This is a genomic window from Nostoc sp. NMS8 (assembly GCF_017115045.1).
Lineage (GTDB): Bacteria > Cyanobacteriota > Cyanobacteriia > Cyanobacteriales > Nostocaceae > Nostoc.
In genome coordinates, this window is sequence record NZ_JABXKK010000098.1 from 181,517 (window position 1) to 201,353 (window position 19,837).

The window sequence follows — 19,837 nt, forward strand, 5'->3', positions numbered from 1 at the left end:
TTTTATGGCTGGATAGCTGTTCAAATTACCCTACCATATCGTTACCTACATCTCAATACTGTTCGGTTAAGGCAAGAGACGCGATGAATCGCCGTCTCTACAATAATCAGTATTTGGTAGAGACGGCGATTTAATGTTTTACTTCGGACTCCTGAATTCTGCTGTATTACCTCTTACTATTTTCTCGGTGCAAAATTACGCCTGAGTTCCTATAGCTAGACGGATTCCCCAGAATAAGATTAAAATTGCGATCGCCAGCCAGTCACGCCCTTTTAATCGTAAGTCGTGCCACTGCACTCGATGCTCATTAGGACTGGTAAAACCCCTTACCATCATGGCATTCGCCATTTGATCGGCTCGTAAAAGGAGATTTTCTAAAAGTCTCTCTGCGACTGTCATCCAAACCTTGAATGCTCCTTTTAATCCCAGCTTTTTCCAATTAATTGCCCTTGTCATCACGGAACGAAATAAATTTTGCACTTCTTCTAAAACCAAGGGAATAAAGCGCAAGGACAAGGTTAAAGTTAAAGCAATTTCTGTGACAGGCAACTTGAAGCGTCGTAAGGGTTGCATTAAGCTTTCTATCCCAGATGTAATTTCTTCTGGTGCAGTTGTCAGCAGATAGAGGTTGGTGCTGTAAATAACCGTAAATATAAGTGTACTCAGACGTACCGCCAAACTCAATGAGTAGCGAGTCACTTTAACCGGGCCTTTGTGAAATAGCACATAGCTGTATGCTTTTTTCTCGGCTGGTGGCTCTTTAATATTATTAGAGTTTGCGGGCTGGGTTAAGATTTGTTCATTAGCTGGCAAGCGTGACTGATAATCTACACCCAGTCCATCAGGACTGATAGCTGCGATCGCTAGCACAAAAAACGATAGCATTAATAACCAACCCATTTGCTGCTGCCATACGCGTCGAGGAATTCTCGCAATCAAGGTAGCAAGAATCAATACTACCACCAGCAGCACCCGCCAAAAGTTGTTGGCTAAAACATAGCTTGTTAAAAAGCTCATCAACCAGGCGAACTTGACTCGCGGATCGATTTTATGTAGCCAAGTTTGGGGTTGTTCTAAATAAAGTCCAAGTGGCAGCGATCGCAATAAATCCATTTTAGAGTTATAGAGTTAGGAGTTAGGAGTGAGGAGTTAGGAGTTTTGACTTTAACTCATAACTTTCACCTTCTGCCGCTATCAAACTCAAGTCGATAGGGTTCTATAGTTAGCAATTTTGACTTTAACTCATAACTCTTAACTCTTAACTCATAACTCTTAACTCCTAACTTATTTTGACGCGAGTTGCTCTATTAACATTACCACTTTCGGCATCACGGACTTTTTTGCTCCGCCACAGCAAAATAATTGGTGTGCCTTTAAATCCTAGCTGTTGACGAAATTGCCGTTCAATGTAGCGGCGGTAGTTGTCGTTGAAGCGTTTCGAGTCGTTGACAAATAGTGCGATCGTTGGTGGTTGGCTACTGACTTGTGTACCATAATAAATCTTCCCTTGACGCCCACCACGGGATGCTGGCGGTGAATGCCAACTGACGGCATCTGTTAAAACTTCATTAATCACTGATGTGCTGACACGGCGTTTGTGTGATTCCGCCGCCGTTTTCACCAATTCTAAAATCTTTTCTACCCGTTGTCCTGACAAGGCACTCACAAAAATTGTTTCTGCCCATTCGGTAAAATGTAACCGTGATTGCAGAGTTTTTTCGTAGTCGTAGATTGTGTAAGAGTCTTTTTCGACAGCATCCCACTTATTAACAACGATGATGCAAGCTCGACCTTCTTCGATAATCCGCCCAGCTAATTTTTGGTCTTGCTCGGTTACTCCATCTACGGCATCTATTACTAATAAAACCACGTCAGCGCGGCGAATCGCTTTGAAAGCACGGTTAATACTAAAGAATTCTGTGCCGTATTCTATGTGTTTCTTTTTGCGAATGCCGGCGGTGTCAATCAAACGGTAGGTTTGTCCCTCTCGTTCAATGACAGTATCAATAGCATCGCGGGTAGTGCCGGAAATAGGGCTGACAATTGCCCTTTCTTCCCCGACAAAAGAATTGAGTAAGCTCGATTTGCCCACATTCGGGCGTCCCACAATTGCTACTTTGATTTCATTCGTGTCTGGAATGTCTTCAATCGCAGGGATGTGATTAACTAACTCGTCGAGTAACTCTCCTGTGCCACTGCCATGAATCGCGGAGATGGGGTAAGGTTCGCCCAATCCCAATTCCCAAAATTCGGCAGCTTGCATTAAGCCTTGTTCTGGCGATTCACATTTATTTACAGCTAGTAGTACAGGGACGGGTTGTTGGCGCATCCATTCAGCGATTTCTAAATCTGCCGATGTGGGGCCTGTTTGACCATCGACTACAAAAATAGCGCCACAAGCTTCTGCAAGGGCTGTCATTGCCTGTTGGCGAATCAGTGGTAAAAATTCGGTATCATCATTAAAAACTAAACCACCGGTGTCTACCACCAAAAATTCACGACCATTCCAGAAAGCTGGAAGATAAGTGCGATCGCGTGTCACTCCCGGTTCATCATGGACAATCGCCGTTTGTTCCCCGGCGAGTCGATTAACCAGGGTGGATTTGCCCACATTTGGGCGTCCGATAATTGCAACAATTGGCAGTGCCATAAAACCAGGGTAAGTGAGAGGTGTAGTATATCACGTTCCTCCATTTTACTCGCTTTAAACTTGAAGTTTTAATAATTTCCCATCATCTGAGGCGATGTCTACGATGGGCTGTTTGGTAGTGCCATACTTTGAAAAATAAAAAAGGTAGGAAAACCTACCTTTTACCCAAAAAAAGCATTTTGTAACCAAATACCAAATTAAATATCACACACGCTTTTGACGTATCTATTGCAAACCTATGACGAGGATGTGACGTTTAATTTGTAGTCGACTTCGCGATTACTCCCAGTTGCAACCCAGGCGGATAGCTACCTTCTTCCTTGATGCGCTTAATTTCAGCATCGGTTATCTGCAAATTTAACTTTTGTGCTAGCGATCGCACAATATCCCCCCGATCAATGACACCAGCTACGGTACCAGCGGGAGAAAGGACGGTAATTCTCGGTAACTGCTCATTTTCTAGCTTGTTAATGACCTCCGCGATTGTTGTTGATTCTGCAACGGTAGGTATTTCTGTCAGCGGATGCACTATGCTGTGTAAGGTTTGGGTTTCCCATTCACCCCTTTGGGTTAAACGGAAATCGTCAATGGACACTAGACCCCGGTAACGTCCATCAGAAGCAGCAAAATAAACCTGTGAGGGAGCGGTTTCTAAGAGATATAAATCGGCAAAGGAACGCAAAGTCTGGTCAGCATCAATGACGCGAAAATCACGAGTCATTGCATCGGCCGCCACGACTTTGAGTAGGCTTTCTTGCAAGGTAGTCATATTGTCATAGGTGTTAGCGTTGCGGACAGCAAACCAACCTAACAACGCAATCCATAAACCAACTACTAACTCTCTGGTGACAAAATCTACAACAAACCCTAAAGCGATCGCACCATAACCCAATATTTGCCCCGCCTTTGCAGCCCAGTGTACGGCTTGAAAACGATTACCTGTGATTTGCCATAGTGCTGCTTTTAACACTTGCCCCCCATCTAGAGGTAAGCCAGGAATCAGGTTAAATAGAGCTACCACTAAGTTAATTCTCGCCAAGTCTCCAACCATCACACTGAGAGGATTAGTATCAGGAATCACAATAGCTGTTAGACGGAGTAGGACAAATAGGATGATACTCACCAAAGGGCCAGCGATCGCTACTTGAAAAGCTTTGAAAGGAGTTTTAGATTCTTCTTCAATTGCAGCAATCCCGCCAAACATAAATAAGGTAATTGAATTAACTCTAATGCCTTGCGATCGGGCTACTAAGCTATGACCCAACTCATGTAACAACACCGAACCAAATAGCAGCAGTGCCATAACTATTCCAGCACTCCAAGCTATAACAGGCCCCCATTCTTGATAAGCTACCCCAAAGTTAAGAGTTGCCAACCCTAAAATTACAAACCATAACGGGTCTAAAAACAGGGGAATTCCAAATAATGACCCAATTTTCCAATTTGTTTGCATTGCACTGCCCTAAAACTAGATATCGCCAGTACTTCTTATACCTAGATACTATGCATATTTGTATACACATTTATATTGAGCATCAATTCGGTATTAACAAGTGACGAAATGCTCTTATTTCTAGAATAGACAATTAACGCCTGTGAGCAAAACTCTGGAATTGGGAATTGGGCATGGGTCATAAGTTATTTCTTTCCTACTGCCCCTGCCCAAAATCATTTTTAGGAGTTTTGCATTGATAGCGGGGTTACAAGTAACACCTCTGTCATCACAAAACTATAGACGACCGATGTTAGTCAATCCTAAAACGATGCCAACGCCAATAATATGGCCAAAAGCCATAGCAGCAACGAATGTGGGAATACTAATTGGCAGGATAGGAAACTTGGGGCCAACTAGGGGTTTTTCGATCTTAGTACTTAGCAAAACAACTACTAAGCTACTGATGCTGATAATGATTCCTACTGTGGGATTCCACACAGGTGTAGGGGGAACAGATGCAACTACTGCTAATAAAATAGAGGAAATCAAGCTTTTGTCTCCTGAATAGAAAAGTGAACGTAGACCTACAAGATTATAAAATTACAAGGCCCAAAAGTTTTTTAGATAGTTTAGACTTTTTTGATAATTAGTTTAAATTTGTTAGATTTCATGCGCGTTAAGATTTGCGGCATTACTCAACCACAACAGTCTATAGCGATCGCCTCTCTGGGCGCAACGGCATTAGGATTTATTTGTGTGCCCACCTCACCTCGTTACGTGACTACATCCCAAATTCGGGCAGCAGTGGCAGAACTACCGGCAAATATTGACACAATTGGGGTTTTTGCCAACGCTAGTATCTCTGAAATTATTCAGGTAGTTGCTGATTCTAGGTTGACTGGTGTGCAGTTACACGGGGATGAATCAGCAACTTTTTGCAACCAAGTACGTCAAGCTTTGCCCAATGTCGAAATTATTAAAGCACTGAGAATTCGCAGTTTTGAGCATCTAGAGACAGCAGCTAATTACACAAAATACGTAGATACTTTATTACTTGATGCTTACCATCCGCAACAACTGGGTGGTACAGGCAAAACTTTAGATTGGACGATGCTAGAACAATTTAGCCCTAGTTGCCCTTGGTTTCTAGCAGGAGGACTAACAGCCGATAATATTGTGGAAGCCCTAATTCAGCTTAATCCTAGCGGCATTGATTTATCTAGTAGTGTGGAACGGACACCAGGAGATAAGGATTTAGATAAAGTCGCACTTCTATTTCAGAGTCTAAAGAACATTGAGTTACTCAGAAGTTAGGAGTGATAATTTGTGAATTAACTCCTAACTCCTAACCCCTAACCCCTAACTCAGCACTCAAAAAAATGCCGCTTGGTGGCGAATTAAGTTAAAAAATTCTTCGCGCGTTTTGTGATCCTCTTGGAATACACCAACCATTGCGCTAGTGACAGTCCAAGAACCTGGTTTTTGGACGCCCCGCATCACCATGCACATGTGGCTAGCTTCCATCACAACGGCTACGCCTTGAGGTTCTAGAACGGTCTGGATTGCTTCGGCAATTTGGCGGGTTAACCTCTCCTGCACTTGCAAGCGGCGAGAATACATCTCAACAATCCGGGCTAGCTTACTCAGTCCAACAACTTTTTGGTTGGGGATATAAGCAACGTGCGCTCTACCCATAAATGGCAGCATGTGGTGTTCGCACAAACTAAAGAAATTAATATCTCTAACCAGTACCATCTCGCTATGTCCTTCATCAAAGATGGCATCGTTAACGAGTTCTTCAAGGGATTGGTTGTAGCCACTGGTAAGAAACCGCATTGCCTCGGCTACTCGTTTGGGTGTTTTCAGGAGTCCTTCGCGTTCAGGATCTTCGCCAACGCCCAATATGATTGCTCGCACGGCATCCTTCATTTCCTCAAGTTGTTCCTCGTTTGGCGGGAACACATCCGCTTGTCGCCCGTTATGAGTATTGCGATCGGGTCTAGGAGTTATGGCTTCTGCCAAGTCGGGAATCAGGGGTGATTGAGAGCAATTGGAACCGTTGGAACTAGCAATAGTCATGATTCAGTCTTGGTTATGGTTTGAATTTAGTTATGAGTTATGAGTTATGAGTTAAAAATTATAATTCCTAACTCCTAACTCCTAACTTCGCAATTAGAGTGCGCCAGCGCTGGGCATCAAGGTCAATTCATCAATAACTGCTTGTTGTGGTAAAAGAACAGTGTAAAGAATTGATTGGGCCACAATTTCGGGGGTTAACATTTTGGAACGGTCTAAGTTGACGTGGACTGTTTCTGTATCCCAAAGTTCAGTATTGACTGCGCCGGGACAGATAGCTGTGACACGAATGCCGTGGGTGCGTTCTTCTTGTGCCAGGGTTTGAGAGAGGGCTATCAAACCAGCTTTGCTGACGCTGTATGCTCCCCAACCAGGAAAGGGTTGCTTGGCGGCAATTGAGGCGACGTTAATAATTGTGCCTGTGCCGCGATCGCGCATTGAAGGTAAAATCCCCACAATGCACTGAAACACGCTGGTAAGATTCAAGTTAATTACCTGCTGCCAGTCTTCTAGGGGAGTTTCGCTCAAAGTACCTGTATAGGCGATGCCAGCATTGTTTACCAGAATATCTAGATCACCAAAGTCAAGGGCGATCGCTTGGATCTTGTCTTTGACTTCGGAGATCCGCGCTAAATCTACGGCGTAAGCTTTCGCTTCCACCCCAGTATGCTCTACGGCTTCTCTTACCGCCTCCAACTTATCTAAAGAACGGCTGACTAAGGCAATATCTATTCCCGCTTTTGCAAACGCTAAAGCCGTTGCTTTCCCGATTCCACTACTTGCCCCAGTAATCAGGGCGCGTCGTCTTTGCTCAACACTCATGGTGTCTCCCAATTTTTTGGCAGTTCCCAAAACCTATTACCATCCAATTATTTACATTTCTCGATTTGGATAGATTAAAGGAATCTAAAAATCTGATGATTTTCATTAGGCAGATGCTATGATGCATAACATATAGTACCCATATTGTTGGGTTTTACCAGTGAACACAACAAACCATTGTCTGGAAAACCACGCCGTACATTTAAATTAGATTATTTACACAATACGAAACCCACTCAATCAAATTGAGTAGATTTGCCAAACATGCAAATGCCTATGGCTAGATTGTTAAAAATCTTTAAGCACATAGGCAATTATAGCATTGCTGCTTTACTAATCAATAATTATGCAGTGTTTTTAGTGGGCAACCTCTGTAAAAATCCCGATTTTGCGGAATTTTTCGTAGCGCAGTTGGCGGCGTTCTGGAGCGGTTAAACGATTGAGTTCGTCCAAATTTTCCATCAGCACTTGCTTGAGAGTGGTCGCGGCTTTTAATGGGTCAGAATGAGCGCCACCAGTGGGTTCAGGTAGTATCTGGTCGATAATTCCCAACTTTTTCAAGTCGTGGGAAATAATTTTTAGAGCGACGGCGGCTTGGGGAGCCTTACCAGCATCTTTCCACAAAATAGCGGCGCAGGCTTCGGGGGTGGCGACGGTGTAAACGGAGTGTTCAAACATGAGTAGGCGATCGCCTACGCCAATACCGAGTGCCCCACCGGAACCACCTTCACCAATCACTGTGCAGATAATTGGCACATCCAGGCAAAACATTTCCCGTAAGTTGTAAGCGATCGCTTCTCCTTGACCTTGGTGTTCTGCTTCTACCCCAGACCAAGCTCCTGGCGTGTCAATAAAAGTTAGTATGGGCATACTAAACTTATTGGCGTGTTCCATCAATCGCATGGCTTTGCGGTAGCCACCCGGGTAAGGCATTCCAAAGTTACGGGCAATATTGTCTTTAGTATCGCGGCCCTTTTGATGACCCAACATCACCACAGGTTGTCCACTCAGACGGCCGACACCACCAACTAAAGCCGGATCGTCACCACCACAGCGATCGCCATGCAGTTCCATCCATTCATCACTAATAGCTTGAATGTAATCGAGAGTACTGGGGCGACGCGGATGACGAGCGACTTGCAATCGCTGAGATGGGGATAGAGTACTGAAAATCTCCTCACGCAGTTGCATAGCGCGTGCCTCTAGTTTGCGAATTTCACCAGAAACATCGACGCCATTTTCTTCTGCAAGTTGCCGAATCTGATCGATTCGGTTTGCGAGTTCTGCCAGGGGTTTTTCAAAATCTAACAGTAGCGGTTTACGCTCAGTAGTTGCCATCGTAGGGGTTATGAATTACGAGTTATGAGTATCTATCCTTTGTCCTTAGTCAGTTGTCCTTTGTCCTTTGCAAATAACAAATGACTAATGACCAATAACTAATGACCAATGACTAAACCAACAGTGGTCTAAATCCATGTTTTACTGACACCTTACCAATCTGCTCCATTTTGTCTACGGTAATCTGATTCCGTCCCCACGAAAAGTTCGTGTATAACTTCTCAAATTCCAGCAGCATTGATTCGGCAAAACAAGCAAACAACTGGCGGGCTGGAACATCCATATTGACGATTTTCATGATTTTCCAGTCAATATCCAGAGAATGCTCCACAATTCCACCATTTAACACGTGTACACCAGGATGCTGAATTTTCGTCGCTAAGTTTTTAGGATAGCCACCATCAATTAACAAACATGGTTGTTTCAAAGTGGTAGGGTCAATTTCCACGCCTCTGGGCATACTGGCAACCCAAACGACAACATCAGCTTGGGGCAGTGCTTCTGTCAAACCCATGATTTTCCCGCGTCCTAGTTCGTCTTGCAAGGCTTTGAGACGTTCTTGATCGCGGGCGATCAACAAAAGTTCTTTGACATCTGTTTTTGTATCTAGCCAGCGTGTCACTGCACTGCCAATATCCCCAGTTGCACCACAGATTGCAACAGTCGCATTTGACATTTCAATTCCCAGTTGTTTCGAGGCTTCTTCCACCTGCTTACAAATAATGTAGGCAGTATGTGTGTTTCCGGTGGTGAAGCGTTCAAACTCTAGTTTAATGTTGCGGACTTGGCTAAACTGTTCTAACTTAAAGTTTTCAAAAATAATTGAGGAAAATCCGCCTAAAGCTGTGATGTTAATGCCATGCTTCTGTGCATGGGCCATGGCATTGAGGATTTTGCGTGTTGCGGCTTTGATGCGGCGACTAGCTAGCATTTCCGGCAAAAAGCAAGATTCTACATACCGTCCTTCAATTTGTTGCCCAGTTACACTGGTGACAATAATGGTATCAACAATTTGCGGCGGGGCGCTGCACCAAAAGTCTAGGCCTTGATCGGCATATTCTGGGTATCCCAATTCTTGAGCTACCGCTTGAGCGTGTTCTAAACTAGTCAGATGTCCAATTAGACCAAACATGTAGTGATTATTAAGCTTATGCTGTCTTGAAGCGTGGAAATTTCGGAGAGTTAGGATTTAGGAGTTGGGAGTTAGGAGTACGACTCATAATTTCTCACTGAATCATTCCTCACTCCTAACTTTTTTAAGCGGCTATAAGTCCGTAGGCTGACAAGCGCATGATATCGCGAGTCGTAAAACCTATGTTACTCAATGCTTCACCGTATTGAATCATAAAGTCTTCTACTAAAGCATCTTTTTCCATTGCCATTGTGTGGGCATCACCTTCTACTTTGTTGAGCATTTTCCAGACGATGGGTAGGTTATGGCGATTTGCGAGTTCAAGTTCAGCTTTAGCTTCTGTGAAATGTTCTTTCAACCAAACTTCTCCAAAGTTGAGATGGCTGTACTCCTCTTTTACTACTCCTTCAGTGATTTTGCGCGCGAAAGCATCGGCGACGGGAATGTAAATGTTATATGCGGCGATCGCAAAACATTCGATAATCAAAGACTGAATCAACAGACAAGTGACTACCTTTCCTTCTGCGGCTGCTGTTTGGAAATTCTGGTGTAGTCCAGAGAAAAATTCCTTGGCGAATTGCAAATCTGGGGTGACATCTAAATTGCGTCCACAAGCTTCAAATCCTTTCTTGTGGCGGCTTTCCATCTTGGAGAGGCGAATCAAATCATCATGAGATTCCGGCAACAGTCCCGCTAATGTGATGTAATTATCATGGGCTTCTTGTTCCCCTTCAATTACGATCGCATTAATCCGGCTATAAGCATCTTTGTATGTTTCGCTCTTGAAATCTAATTCTTTAAATTCGTCTGTAAGCTGCGGCATGGTTATGTTTACTCCTGTAAACCTGAATTATTTGACGCCAGGATTCAATTTACCCTATGAACTGAGGGTAACAATCTCTGTGGTTTAATTTAACTTAACAAGTAAGTAGACTATCTTTATAGATTAATTGTTGCTGGGGGCAATGCTCTAGTACTAGCGATATAAATGCTTTGCGGCTCAAGTTATGTTTAAACCAAACCTGAATCTGAAATCTGGGGATTTTTTGAGCCTAGTAGTCTTACTGCTAGGGGCATTTATGGTTCTACTACCGCTCTTTGTGGTTTTTCTCACCTCCTTTGCACCAACCGCCGCCAGCCCCGAAAATTTATCCAAAAATAACTGGTCTTTAGCAAATTACCGCATTGCGTGGCAACAGGGAAAATTTTTACTGGCGTTTGCTAATTCTACCTTGGTAGCGATCGCGGTGACGGCGTTTCAGATTGTCACTTCTGCTTTGGCTGGTTATGCCCTAGCCCGATTGAAGTTTCGGGGACGCCAAGCACTGCTATTAGTCGTTTTAGCAACTTTAGTGATTCCCTTTCAGTTATTGGTGATTCCCATCTTTTTGGTTTTGAAGTGGGGACACTTGATAAATACTTATGGGGCACTCATTTTACCCACTGCGGTCAACGGATTTGGGATTTTCTTATTACGTCAGTATTTCCAGACAATTCCTGTGGAGTTAGAGGAAGCCGCAGCTATAGATGGGGCGAACCGACTGCAAATTTTGTGGCGGGTAATGTTACCTTTGGCCCGTCCGGCATTAGTGACGTTGTTTTTGTTCACCTTCATCGGTGAGTGGAATGATTTGTTTAAGCCTTTAGTGTTTACAACACGACCAGAATTAAGGACTGTACAACTAGCGTTGGCTGAGTTTCAAGAGCAATTTACAAATAATTGGCCCTTGATGATGGCGGCGGTGACGATCGCGACAGTTCCAGTAATGGTACTATTTCTCATCGGTCAGCGTCAGTTTATTCAGGGTATTGCTGCAACAGGCATTAAAAATTAGTGGTGAAACTGGGCATAATAAAGAAGTCTGGCAGGAAAACATGAATTTTTGTGACATTTAGCGTAATCCAGACTAGCTAAACTGGAGCAATAACTGTACACTCCTCACGAAAGAAAACAGTTATGAGTTCTCAACCAGTCATAGACCCTCAAATATTACAGCAGTTACAACAAGAGATTCAGCAGAAATTGAGTGAAAGCTTACAAAAGGCTGACTTACACTCAGTACTTGAGAAGTACGGCATATTCGAGGATAGAGTATTGAGAATTCATTGGCAGTGTGATTTCGACCAAAATCAACTCGAATCTGATGATGCTAGTTGATAAACAGTGGCCCAATGCATTATTGGCAGTGACTCCAAGAGTTTGAATACCAGAAATTGTATTAATTGTGTATCCCTTGCTCATCATACCGATACCTGTAGCTAGCCTCTGGCGATCGCATTCCTTTACACAAAAATTTACTGATAAATCAAAATTAAAATCGCACAAATATCACAATACAAAAATATTACTTTGGGGATCTAATAGGCAGAATAACCTATTAGAGTTTTAACCGATGTGTTTCCTGTAACGAAGTAAAAAAAGCATCATTAAAGCCTCGCAATCTCTCTTATAAAAAAAAAGCAGATGCATGTTAGTGTTTTAATCTCATTGACTTTCCCTCCGAGCCTTTCCCTATGCATCTGCACTATTTACACCCCCAACACCTTGAAGAATTAGTCAAGAGTAGTAGTATAGACTTACACTTAGTGCAACTCAATTTTAAGTCACTCCAAGGCGTAACAGCTTATGAGTACCTATTGATTTCTGAGCTACTCCCCCGCACCAATACCGGAATGTTGAAAGCTGGATGGTTGCAGCGTTATGCTCATATCACTGAAGGTGGTTGGTGGTGTTCGGGACTAGACCCTCTGAATAATTGGCAAATGATGGAATGGGGATGTTTTAAGCCAAATCAACCCCGACAAAATCACAATGGCAAGTCCATCAAATACGAGCATCCTCCCAGCACACCAACGCGGGTGTTTTGTTTGCGGGTAACGTTGCAAGTGTGGCAGCAAGTCGCTGAACGTTACAATCTGGCGATGCCTGACAATATCTCCATTAATGCTGATGGTGAAGCTGGAGGCTTTTGGCAATGGGTAATGCAGCAGAATATTCCCCTGGTTATCTGCGAGGGTGTAAAGAAAGCAGCTACCTTGTTGACGCAAGGATATATAGCTATTGCCATTCCCGGAATTACCAGTGGTTATCGGGTTGTTAAAGATGAGTTTGGTAAAGTCACCCGTCGTCAGCTAATTCCAGATTTAGCAGCCTTTGCAATTACAAAACGCAGCTTTTACATCTGCTTTGATTTTGAAACTCAACCGAAGACAATTGCTGCTGTAAATAATGCTATTTCTCAACTTGGTTGTTTATTCCAGCAAAAAAATTGCCCTGTTAAAGTCGTCGAACTTCCAGGAATGGAAAAAGGGGTTGATGAATTTATTATTGCTAAAGGTGCAAGTAGTTTCGAGAAAGTTTATCGCCAAAGTGTTGATTTAGAAATTTATCTTGCTCAAACCAAACCACACACCGAGTTAAGCATTCCGGCTGCACTCACCTTCAACCGTCCTTATATAGGTGAAATTCCTTTCCCAACTTCTGGATTAGTAGGAGTAAAATCAGCCAAAGGAACGGGAAAAACTACCGCATTGCAAAGCGTTGTTCAGCAAGCGAAAAGTAGAAAACAACCAGTTTTATTAATTACTCATAGAATCCTACTTGGACGATTTTTGTGTGAAAAGATTGGTATCCAATGGGGAAGAAATAAAGAAAATGGGGATAAAAAAATTGCTCAAACACTTACCCCCGCTCCTCCTATCCTCCGCTCTCCTTTTCCTCAGCAATCTCTCGGCTTGTGTGTGGATTCGATTTGGAAACTTAACCCAGAAAACTGGCGTGGGGCAATAGTAATTTTAGATGAAGTAGAGCAATCTCTATGGCATCTGTTAAACAGTAATACTTGTAAGCACAAACGTGTAAAAATATTAAAGTTATTCCAGCAACTAATTGCTACAGTTTTAACAACTGGAGGGTTAGTAATTGCCCAAGATGCTGATTTATCAGATGTTTCGCTGGAATATTTACAGGGATTGGCAGGAATTAAATTAACACCTTGGGTAGTTCTCAACCAATGGAAGCCTCAGCATGGCTGGGATGTGACTTTTTATGATTCGCCGAATCCAACACCGTTAATTCATCAATTAGAATTAGATTTACTTGCTGGACGTAAATGTTATGTTACTACCGATAGTCGGGCTGGGCGTTATAGTTGTGAAACAATTGAACGTTATTTAAAAGAGCGACTACAAAAATTACGGCGACAATTTCCTAAAACTCTGGTAGTTAGTAGTCACACTACAAATACACCTGGTCACGCAGCAGTTGATTTTATTGCTGCAATTAATCAAAAAATATCGGAATATGATGGCGTTTTTGTTACCCCTAGCCTTGGTACAGGAATTAGTATTGATGTCCAACATTTCGACCGAGTTTATGGCATTTTTCAAGGGGTAATTGCTGACTCGGAAGCAAGACAAGCTTTAGCAAGAGTCAGAGATGATGTGCCGCGTGTTGTCTGGTGCGCTAAACGAGGTATTGGTCTAATTGGTAGTGGGAGTACAAATTATCGCTTGCTATCTGATTGGTATCAGGAAAATCAAAAAGAAAACTTAGCTTTGCTGAGTCCGTTACATAAAATAGATGTGGATTTACCTTTGGTTTATGACCCGATTCATTTGCGAACTTGGGCGAAGTTATCTGCAAGGGTAAATGCTTCTATTCGTCTCTATCGGCAATCTATGCAAGATGGTTTAGTTGCTGATGGGCATCAAATTCAGATGCGGAGTAATGCAGTTCACAATAATATTATTCGAGATTTGCGCCTGGCATTTTTGGCTACTGACGCCGATGATTTAGCTACCCGCAGAAGATTAGTTTTAGAAATTGTCAAAGTTCAAAAAGATTGGACACAAAGCCGTCAAAAAGCTAAAGAAATTAAACGTAAAATCAAAGATATTAAGCAGCAAAATCAATTATCAGTAGCAACTGCTGTAGCCAATGCTAAAGATATTGATTATGTCGAATATGAGCAATTGTTAGTGAAGCATTCTCTAACTGATAGAGAGCGTAATCAAATCAACAAATATATTCTCAGACAAAGGTATGGTGTAGAAGTTACTCCGTGGCTGAAATTGCAGGATGAGCAAGGATATTATCGTCAACTGTTAATTCACTATTATTTAACTCACGAAAGCGAATATTTTCACGTTAGAGACGAGCAAGAATGGCATCAGCAATTGTCTTGGGGTGAAGGGAAAGTTTTTCTCCCAGATTTAAAAACTTACACGCTCAAAGTGGAAGCGATGAGAGCTTTAGGAATGCTTCAGTTTCTCGAAGTAAAACGACAATTTATTGAGAATGAGCCAGATTTGATATTACTAAAAAATGTTGCTTTTCAGCATAGTAAGCATATTAAAAGAGCGCTTGGGATTAATTTAGTTGGGGAGAAAGAGCAGGTTTCAGCAATAAAAATACTTAGCCGACTGTTAAATTTGTTGGGTTTAAAGTTGAAGCGAGTAAATGAGGTTTATAAAATTGACTTAGAAACACTATATGATAGTAGGGGGCAAATATTTGCTGTTTGGCATCAACGAGATGAGTTGATGTTAGCCCATGTTAAAAGTTTTGGCTATGAGTTGCCTGATTATTCTTCAGACTGGAAGTTTGAAATTATGCAAACTCAGTCTGGAAAGGTAGACGATAGATTATCTGCGCCGACTGTGCCGTTATTTTAAGATATAGCGGTTTTCATTAAGAAGCAAATAGAACTAACTAAAACCCCTCCTGAAGAACTTTTCAAGAGGGGTTTTGTAATAGCCTACTCCATTGGATCGTCTCTGCCAATGCCAAGCGATCGCAACTGCACTCTCACACTATCCCAATCTTGCCCGCAGTAGTAGTATTTTTTTTGGCGTAAGTCTGCTAGATAGTAGCCGGCTTTTCCGCCATTAATCCGAAATAACTCAACAACAACTTTCTTTTTAGTTGTGCCAAACATGAATTCAATATCACCATCTGGTAAATTTAATGGGTTGTAAAAAGTTTTACCTTTTCTAAAATGCCAGTAAGACCTTTCGGGTGTGATTTTGCGCTCAATGACTCGAAAGCTAATGGGGTGAATAATGCTGTTCATAACTGTTAAGCTTTAATTAGACTTTCAAATAAATGAAACCTGTTCGCAGGATTGAAACGAAACATCCTCGAAACAGTCACAATAGTAGTTGGAATAATTTTGAAAACATATCGCTAACAATCCTGATGCTTTAGGCTAGAGAATGTCAAAAGCCAAAAAAGTTATATGAATGCTGAAGATTTTTTTAACCAAGGATTAAACCACAATCTACAAGGGGACTATCAAGCCGCGATCGCAGCTTACACCCAAGCAATCAAGCTAAATCCTGACTATGGCGAAGCTTACCATAATCGCGGGCTGATTTTAACTGGTCAACTCAAAGATTATCGTAGTGCGATCGCTAACTTCAATCGCGCCATCGAAATCAATCCCAATTTTGCCATAGCCTATTACAACCGCGCTAATGCTCGTTACTTTTTAGCCGATTATCAAGGTGCCATCGCTGACCATAATCAAGCACTACAATTAGATCCCAATCTGGCGCAATCTTACCACAGCCGGGGAAATGCCTACTTTGCTTTGGAAAACTACGATAAGGCGATCGCAGATTATATCCAAACAATCGAAATGAGTACCCAATTAGCTGATAACATCAATATTGATATTGCCAACGCTTATCATAATCGGGGCGTAACTCGTTTTGAACGTGGCGATCGTCAAGGAGCAATCGCAGATTTTCAGCAAGCTTTACAATGGCATCCCCATTTTGCCGCAGCTTACAGCAATCGCGGTAACATCCACCAGATTTTAGGCAATTATCAAGAAGCGATCGCTGACCATAACCAGGCATTAGAATTAGATCCTAACTTGGCGGAAGCTTATCATAACCGAGGTAATGCCCACTACGCTTTAGCAGATTATCAAAGTGCGATCGCAGATTACAACCACGCCCTAAAAATCAATCCCAGCTTTGCCGGAGCGTACTATAATCGGGGTCTTGTGCTAGCTCACCTCAAAAACTATCATGAAGCAATTGCAGACTTTAACCAAGCATTAAAGCTGAATCCTGATGATGTGCAAGCTTATTGTGAGCGTGGTCTAGTTCGTAGTACTCTTGAAGACTATCAGGGTGCGATCGCAGATTATAAGCAAGCGTTACAAGAAAATCCGACTCTAGCTTTAGTATACGGCTTTCGGGCTAATGCTCTTCGCCGATTGGGAGATTATCAAGGTGCAATTGAAGATAGCAATCGTTTATTACAACTCAATCCTAATTTAGCAGAAGGATATTGCGATCGCGCCGCAGCTCGTCGTTCTTTAGGTGATCATAAAGGCGCAATTAAAGATTACGATCGAGCATTAGAAATTAATGATAAATTAGCCGCAGCTTATTATGGTCGGAGTATTGCCCGTGAAGCCTTGCAAGATTTACAAGGAGCAATTGACGATAACACTCAAGCCATAGAACTTGTTCCTGATTTTTCTCAAGCCTATTGCAATCGGGGAAATGCTCGTCGTCTTTTAGGAGATGAACAAGGAGCGATCGCCGATTATAATCAAGCATTAAAAATTAATCCTAATTTAATTGAAGCATATTACAACCGAGGTTCTACCCACTATGCTTTAGAAGCTTATGAAAGTGCGATCGCAGATTACACCCAAGCATTGCAAATAAATCCCCAATCTGCTGCATTTTACAGCGATCGCGCCAATGCTCGCTATGCCCTAGAAGATTATCAAGGGGCAATAGAAGATTACAGTCGGGCGATCGCGATCGACCCCAGCTTTGCCGAAGACTGGTATAATCGGGGTCGTAGCCGTTCTCTGCTGGGAGATTTACAAGGAGCGCTTGCAGACTTAAACCAAGCCTTACAGCGTCAGCCTAATTGGGCTTCCGCTTACATTCTTCGGGCAGATGTCTACCGCAATCTAGGAGACTCTCAAAGAGCAATTGCGGATTTCTGGAAATCCGCAGACTTGTATTACCAAGAAGGAAATATCCAGTATTATCAGCAAATTATTGAGCTAATTGAACAGCTTTGAATGACACGCCGCTAATCACAAAGACGCGATAAATCGCCATCTCTACAATAATCAGTCGTTTGTAGAGACGGCGATTCATCGCGTCTCTAGACATGATATTATTCCAAGCGAAAGCGTTCCATAAAACGGCGGTCAATCCAATCTTTGTAATGCCACAATAGTTTGTGGGGTGGTAAAGTGATGATACCTCGTGTGGCTATGGCTCGTTTATCTCCTGTACCAATTAAACTTAAATATTGTTTCTGTGGCTTATAAGGTTTAAGCGACTTACCTAATAGAATTCGCTGCAAATTCTCAAATAAAGGTTTGCCTTGTCTAACAGCAAATACCCCAGCTTTTGGACGGGGATGGTTTACCATTGTGGCAATGTCACCAGATGCAAATACCTGCGGATGCGTTTGAGATTGCAACGTATCTTCTACCAAAATAAAACCTTGTTTATTAGTTCCTAGTCCAGCGTTTTTTAACCATTCGGGTGCTGATGCTTGTGTTACCCAAAAGATTTTATTGCACTCTACTTTCAACCCAGATTCACATTTAATTTCAAATACTTCTTTAGTTTCCTTAGATGTTATGGGTGCAATTTTACACACAGTTTCACCAAGATGGACTTTAATGCCTTGCTCAATTAAAGTTTGCTGAAGTTGATGCCGTACTGACTGATGATAATTGGGCATCAGTTCTTGTCCACGCTGGAATAAATGAATTTCCAGGTTTTGAATAGGTTGTTGAGCTTGATGTAAAATCTGGTGTAAACGCGATCGCATCGATAGCGCTAATTCTACACCACCTGCGCCTCCACCTGCGATCGCAATGCTAATTGGTTCTTGAGGATTTTTACCTACAGCTTCAATTAATTCACGCCAATGCTCTAATAGCTGCGATACTGGTTTAGCTGCGATCGCATATTCTGCCGCACCTGATACAGATATTGTGGCGGGAGTGCTGCCAATATCAATAGACAGCACATCGAAATCTACCGCTAGTCCGCTAGCACAAAGAACTTTGTTATTTTTCAAGTCTAGGGCAACTACCGTGTCAATACATAACTGTGCTTGAGCAAAGTTCGCCAAGGGTTGCAAGTCAATATGGCATTCATCGTGGCTATAAAATCCGGCAATGTGTCCTGGTAACATTCCAGAATAAGCTGTCTTTGATGCTGCACTAATCAATGTTAAATGTATTCCTGGTAACGGTTTTGTTCCAAACATTTTCATAACAATAGCATGGCTATGACCGCCACCAATTAACACCAGTTTTTTAACTATTGGCTGTGTATTTTGCTGCATTTTAATACTCATTTTTAGTTAAGGGACTGACAAATAAAAAAATATGCAATTAACTCTTGTGGGGTGGGCGACACGAGAGCCATACAGACTGGGCGCTCATGTTACCCACCCCACAATATTGGATAATTTATTTCTTAGAGTTCCCTATATTCGCTCAATAGTTAGATTTTTCATTTTGTTTATTGAATTAGCATATTCAGATTGTAAAAAAGGCTGTTAGCCCTTGTGGAGATTTTCAGTAATTATTAATGTTTCTCATATCATGAAAAATATTTTATCAAAAAATAACATTCAAATATCAAAAATATTCTTGTGGATACCGATTTTCCAGAAGCAAGTAAAAAAAACTCGGCATCAGTCGCCAAAACAACGTTTAAGAATAGCAAGCGAACAGCTAGGAAATAACACAATAGAAAACAGTCTAGCTGTAATTAATGATTTAGAGCAAATTGCCCATAATCATCCACAGTACCACTGGATAATCATAGACATTCTGAGTAATTTTGTAAGAAAAAATGCTCCTTACATACCCCAAGAGAAAGTAACAAGCAATCTATCAACAAAAGTTCGTGTAGATATTCAAGCAGCATTGACTGTTATTGCCAAAAGAGATGTAAACAAAGACCCAGAAAATGAGCAACTTGATTTGAGCTTCACAGACATGAGAGGAGCAAATTTAAATGGGGCGAATCTACAACAGACAAATCTCTATCAAGCTAATCTTGCTGGGGCAAATCTTAGAGAAGCTAATCTAGCGGGAGCAATACTGAGTGCAGCGAATCTAGAAGGAGCTAACTTATATCTAGCCAACTTAGAAGGAGCAATCCTCAGTGCAGCCAATCTAGAGAGAGCTAACTTTTCTAGAGCTAACCTGCATCGTGCCAGTTTATATCTAGCTAGATTGGATGGGGCAATTTTAAATGATGCCATACTTGATGCGGCAAACCTCAGAGAAACCAAATTCTCTAACTAAAATACTAATATCATATCCGCTTGATTAATTTTCCTAACTCCATACTCCCAACTCACCATTTCTTA

At 42.1% G+C, this 19,837-nt stretch carries 17 protein-coding genes; 6 read left to right on the forward strand and 11 right to left on the reverse strand.

Annotated features, from left to right (window positions below; genetic code table 11):
- Window positions 1–195: 195 nt before the first annotated feature.
- The 4 genes from HWQ39_RS23820 to psaK form a co-directional block, all read right to left on the reverse strand.
- On the reverse strand, window positions 196–1,113 hold the full coding sequence (locus HWQ39_RS23820) for an energy-coupling factor transporter transmembrane protein EcfT (protein WP_292850396.1): 918 nt from the start codon (window positions 1,111–1,113) through the stop codon (window positions 196–198).
- 166 nt (window positions 1,114–1,279) lie between these two features.
- Window positions 1,280–2,650: a ribosome biogenesis GTPase Der gene (der, locus tag HWQ39_RS23825; RefSeq protein ID WP_094349751.1), complete on the reverse strand. Its 1,371-nt coding sequence runs from the start codon at window positions 2,648–2,650 to the stop codon at window positions 1,280–1,282.
- Window positions 2,651–2,906: 256 nt separating this feature from the next.
- Window positions 2,907–4,103 (reverse strand): site-2 protease family protein, encoded by a 1,197-nt coding sequence (locus tag HWQ39_RS23830; RefSeq protein ID WP_292850399.1) that lies wholly within the window; start codon window positions 4,101–4,103, stop codon window positions 2,907–2,909.
- A 276-nt stretch (window positions 4,104–4,379) separates the two neighbouring features.
- Window positions 4,380–4,634: a photosystem I reaction center subunit PsaK gene (gene psaK / locus HWQ39_RS23835; RefSeq protein ID WP_292850402.1), complete on the reverse strand. Its 255-nt coding sequence runs from the start codon at window positions 4,632–4,634 to the stop codon at window positions 4,380–4,382.
- Between the two features lie 120 nt (window positions 4,635–4,754).
- Here psaK and HWQ39_RS23840 point away from each other — a divergent pair, with 120 nt between their 5' ends.
- Window positions 4,755–5,399, forward strand: a complete 645-nt coding sequence (locus tag HWQ39_RS23840; protein WP_292850405.1) for a phosphoribosylanthranilate isomerase — start codon at window positions 4,755–4,757, stop codon at window positions 5,397–5,399.
- Window positions 5,400–5,456: 57 nt separating this feature from the next.
- Here the strand turns inward: HWQ39_RS23840 and folE are convergent, their stop codons facing one another.
- The 5 genes from folE to HWQ39_RS23865 all read right to left on the reverse strand — a co-directional run bounded on the left by folE (window position 5,457) and on the right by HWQ39_RS23865 (window position 10,276).
- Window positions 5,457–6,164: a GTP cyclohydrolase I FolE gene (gene folE / locus HWQ39_RS23845; RefSeq protein WP_292850408.1), complete on the reverse strand. Its 708-nt coding sequence runs from the start codon at window positions 6,162–6,164 to the stop codon at window positions 5,457–5,459.
- Between the two features lie 93 nt (window positions 6,165–6,257).
- On the reverse strand, window positions 6,258–6,983 hold the full coding sequence (locus tag HWQ39_RS23850) for an SDR family oxidoreductase (RefSeq protein WP_292850411.1): 726 nt from the start codon (window positions 6,981–6,983) through the stop codon (window positions 6,258–6,260).
- A gap of 357 nt (window positions 6,984–7,340) precedes the next feature.
- Entirely contained in the window at window positions 7,341–8,321 is a 981-nt protein-coding gene (locus tag HWQ39_RS23855) for an acetyl-CoA carboxylase carboxyltransferase subunit alpha (RefSeq protein WP_292850414.1), read from the reverse strand.
- A gap of 112 nt (window positions 8,322–8,433) precedes the next feature.
- Complete coding sequence (locus HWQ39_RS23860; protein ID WP_292850417.1) at window positions 8,434–9,453, reverse strand: long-chain acyl-[acyl-carrier-protein] reductase; 1,020 nt, start codon at window positions 9,451–9,453, stop codon at window positions 8,434–8,436.
- A 124-nt stretch (window positions 9,454–9,577) separates the two neighbouring features.
- Window positions 9,578–10,276 (reverse strand): aldehyde oxygenase (deformylating), encoded by a 699-nt coding sequence (locus tag HWQ39_RS23865; protein ID WP_292850420.1) that lies wholly within the window; start codon window positions 10,274–10,276, stop codon window positions 9,578–9,580.
- 184 nt (window positions 10,277–10,460) lie between these two features.
- Between HWQ39_RS23865 and HWQ39_RS23870 the strand changes: the two genes are divergently transcribed.
- The 3 genes from HWQ39_RS23870 (at window position 10,461) to HWQ39_RS23880 (ending at window position 15,129) form a co-directional block, all read left to right on the forward strand.
- Window positions 10,461–11,288 carry a carbohydrate ABC transporter permease gene (locus tag HWQ39_RS23870; RefSeq protein WP_292850423.1) on the forward strand — a complete coding sequence of 276 codons (828 nt, stop codon included), beginning with the start codon at window positions 10,461–10,463 and terminating at the stop codon, window positions 11,286–11,288.
- 122 nt (window positions 11,289–11,410) lie between these two features.
- Window positions 11,411–11,611 carry a hypothetical protein gene (locus tag HWQ39_RS23875; protein WP_292850426.1) on the forward strand — a complete coding sequence of 67 codons (201 nt, stop codon included), beginning with the start codon at window positions 11,411–11,413 and terminating at the stop codon, window positions 11,609–11,611.
- Between the two features lie 356 nt (window positions 11,612–11,967).
- Window positions 11,968–15,129 carry a plasmid replication protein, CyRepA1 family gene (locus HWQ39_RS23880; RefSeq protein ID WP_292850428.1) on the forward strand — a complete coding sequence of 1,054 codons (3,162 nt, stop codon included), beginning with the start codon at window positions 11,968–11,970 and terminating at the stop codon, window positions 15,127–15,129.
- Between the two features lie 83 nt (window positions 15,130–15,212).
- Here the strand turns inward: HWQ39_RS23880 and HWQ39_RS23885 are convergent, their stop codons facing one another.
- Entirely contained in the window at window positions 15,213–15,527 is a 315-nt protein-coding gene (locus tag HWQ39_RS23885; RefSeq protein WP_292850430.1) for a hypothetical protein, read from the reverse strand.
- 165 nt (window positions 15,528–15,692) lie between these two features.
- Here HWQ39_RS23885 and HWQ39_RS23890 point away from each other — a divergent pair, with 165 nt between their 5' ends.
- Window positions 15,693–17,510: a tetratricopeptide repeat protein gene (locus HWQ39_RS23890; protein WP_292850432.1), complete on the forward strand. Its 1,818-nt coding sequence runs from the start codon at window positions 15,693–15,695 to the stop codon at window positions 17,508–17,510.
- Between the two features lie 98 nt (window positions 17,511–17,608).
- On the opposite strand, the gene HWQ39_RS23895 is transcribed toward HWQ39_RS23890, so the two are convergent.
- Complete coding sequence (locus tag HWQ39_RS23895) at window positions 17,609–18,799, reverse strand: FAD-dependent oxidoreductase (protein ID WP_292850434.1); 1,191 nt, start codon at window positions 18,797–18,799, stop codon at window positions 17,609–17,611.
- A 262-nt stretch (window positions 18,800–19,061) separates the two neighbouring features.
- Here HWQ39_RS23895 and HWQ39_RS23900 point away from each other — a divergent pair, with 262 nt between their 5' ends.
- Window positions 19,062–19,772: a pentapeptide repeat-containing protein gene (locus tag HWQ39_RS23900; RefSeq protein ID WP_292850436.1), complete on the forward strand. Its 711-nt coding sequence runs from the start codon at window positions 19,062–19,064 to the stop codon at window positions 19,770–19,772.
- The last annotated feature ends 65 nt before the right edge of the window (window positions 19,773–19,837 follow it).

Excerpts from the sequence above, each read along its gene's own strand:
- HWQ39_RS23890 (WP_292850432.1), top strand. The coding sequence starts at position 15,693 with ATGAATGCTGAAGATTTTTTTAACCAAGGATTAAACCACAATCTACAA.
- HWQ39_RS23840 (WP_292850405.1), top strand. The coding sequence starts at position 4,755 with ATGCGCGTTAAGATTTGCGGCATTACTCAACCACAACAGTCTATAGCG.
- folE (WP_292850408.1), bottom strand. The coding sequence starts at position 6,164 with ATGACTATTGCTAGTTCCAACGGTTCCAATTGCTCTCAATCACCCCTG.
- der (WP_094349751.1), bottom strand. The coding sequence starts at position 2,650 with ATGGCACTGCCAATTGTTGCAATTATCGGACGCCCAAATGTGGGCAAA.
- HWQ39_RS23860 (WP_292850417.1), bottom strand. The coding sequence starts at position 9,453 with ATGTTTGGTCTAATTGGACATCTGACTAGTTTAGAACACGCTCAAGCG.
- HWQ39_RS23865 (WP_292850420.1), bottom strand. The coding sequence starts at position 10,276 with ATGCCGCAGCTTACAGACGAATTTAAAGAATTAGATTTCAAGAGCGAA.
- HWQ39_RS23870 (WP_292850423.1), top strand. The coding sequence starts at position 10,461 with ATGTTTAAACCAAACCTGAATCTGAAATCTGGGGATTTTTTGAGCCTA.
- HWQ39_RS23880 (WP_292850428.1), top strand. The coding sequence starts at position 11,968 with ATGCATCTGCACTATTTACACCCCCAACACCTTGAAGAATTAGTCAAG.
- HWQ39_RS23900 (WP_292850436.1), top strand. The coding sequence starts at position 19,062 with ATGAAAAATATTTTATCAAAAAATAACATTCAAATATCAAAAATATTC.
- HWQ39_RS23855 (WP_292850414.1), bottom strand. The coding sequence starts at position 8,321 with ATGGCAACTACTGAGCGTAAACCGCTACTGTTAGATTTTGAAAAACCC.
- HWQ39_RS23875 (WP_292850426.1), top strand. The coding sequence starts at position 11,411 with ATGAGTTCTCAACCAGTCATAGACCCTCAAATATTACAGCAGTTACAA.
- HWQ39_RS23895 (WP_292850434.1), bottom strand. The coding sequence starts at position 18,799 with ATGCAGCAAAATACACAGCCAATAGTTAAAAAACTGGTGTTAATTGGT.
- HWQ39_RS23850 (WP_292850411.1), bottom strand. The coding sequence starts at position 6,983 with ATGAGTGTTGAGCAAAGACGACGCGCCCTGATTACTGGGGCAAGTAGT.
- HWQ39_RS23820 (WP_292850396.1), bottom strand. The coding sequence starts at position 1,113 with ATGGATTTATTGCGATCGCTGCCACTTGGACTTTATTTAGAACAACCC.
- HWQ39_RS23830 (WP_292850399.1), bottom strand. The coding sequence starts at position 4,103 with ATGCAAACAAATTGGAAAATTGGGTCATTATTTGGAATTCCCCTGTTT.
- HWQ39_RS23885 (WP_292850430.1), bottom strand. The coding sequence starts at position 15,527 with ATGAACAGCATTATTCACCCCATTAGCTTTCGAGTCATTGAGCGCAAA.